At 60.6% G+C, this 1,085-nt stretch carries 1 protein-coding gene; it reads left to right on the forward strand.

Annotated elements, in window-relative coordinates; genetic code table 11:
• Window positions 1-153 precede the first annotated feature (153 nt).
• The coding region (locus tag AC1RQK_RS40435; RefSeq protein ID WP_492815269.1) for a helix-turn-helix domain-containing protein at window positions 154-1,085 on the forward strand (932 nt) is incomplete at its 3' end.

Here is a 1,085-nt window from a genome sequence, read left to right on the forward strand (position 1 = left end):
GGTGAGCAAGAGCGGTGCGCTTTCGCCACAACCTGCTACGGATCCAAAACTTATCTGTGAGTGCAATCCGCGGGGAAACCCCTGCTTGGACTCAGGCGCACGCCACCTACAATCGCTACATCAAAACGCTATAGAAAAGGCGGAGGTGGAGACATGGAGTCCTTTTCATTTTCTCGCGAGAGCGCATCGCTTAGCGTCCTCAATGACATGTTCTCGCGCGCAAACGTCGAGAACGCGCGCAAGTTCTGCGAGGGTGAGACCACGCTCTGCGGGCGCGACCTCAGTCCGCATTTTGAGCTGAAGATGGTGCCGTCGGCGCCGTACCCGATGGGGATGGTAACGTCGCGGGCCCACTATATGTTCCGCCGCACGTGGAACCACATCCGCGCGAACAAGGAGAACCTCGTGGTCCTGCGGTATGTGAAGGCGGGTAGTCTTTCCATCACACAGAGCGACAGTTCCTGCGAGCTCGGGCCAGGGGACTTCTCGTTCACCCGCTCCAACGTGCCGTTTCACTACGTGAGCAAGCCCGCAGGCCAGCAACCGGCAGAGTGGTTCTTCATTCTGTTCCCGCTGGACGTGGTCCACCGTCACTTTCCTAACGGTGCGCCGATGTGCACGCGGCTCACCACGCCCACGGGCGCACAACGGGTGATGCCGCAGTTGTTGGCGCTGCTGTGCGACGAGGGCGAGTCGATCGACCGTGCAGTCAGTGACAATCTTGTGTCGGCGCTGCTGAAGACGGCCGCGCAGGCGGCCCAGGAACAGGGCGTGCAGGTTGGTCCGCGCCAGATCATCGGCGAGAAGCGCTTCGAAGGCATCGTTGCATATATCGACATGCATCTGGCCAATCCGGATCTCTCGCTGTCCACGGTCGCACAGGCGTGCCAGATCTCGCAGCGCTATCTCTGCCATCTGCTCAAGGAGCATGGCACGGCATTCTCCGACCTGCTCTGGACGAGCCGGCTTGGGAAGTCCCGAGACTGGATTGCCACGCTGGACAAGCGGCGGTATACCATCACCGAGATCTCGATCATGACCGGCTTCAAGAGCGCCGCGCATTTCAGCCGCATGTTCCGGGAGCA

Source organism: Cupriavidus sp. GW822-FHT02D05 (assembly GCF_058802485.1).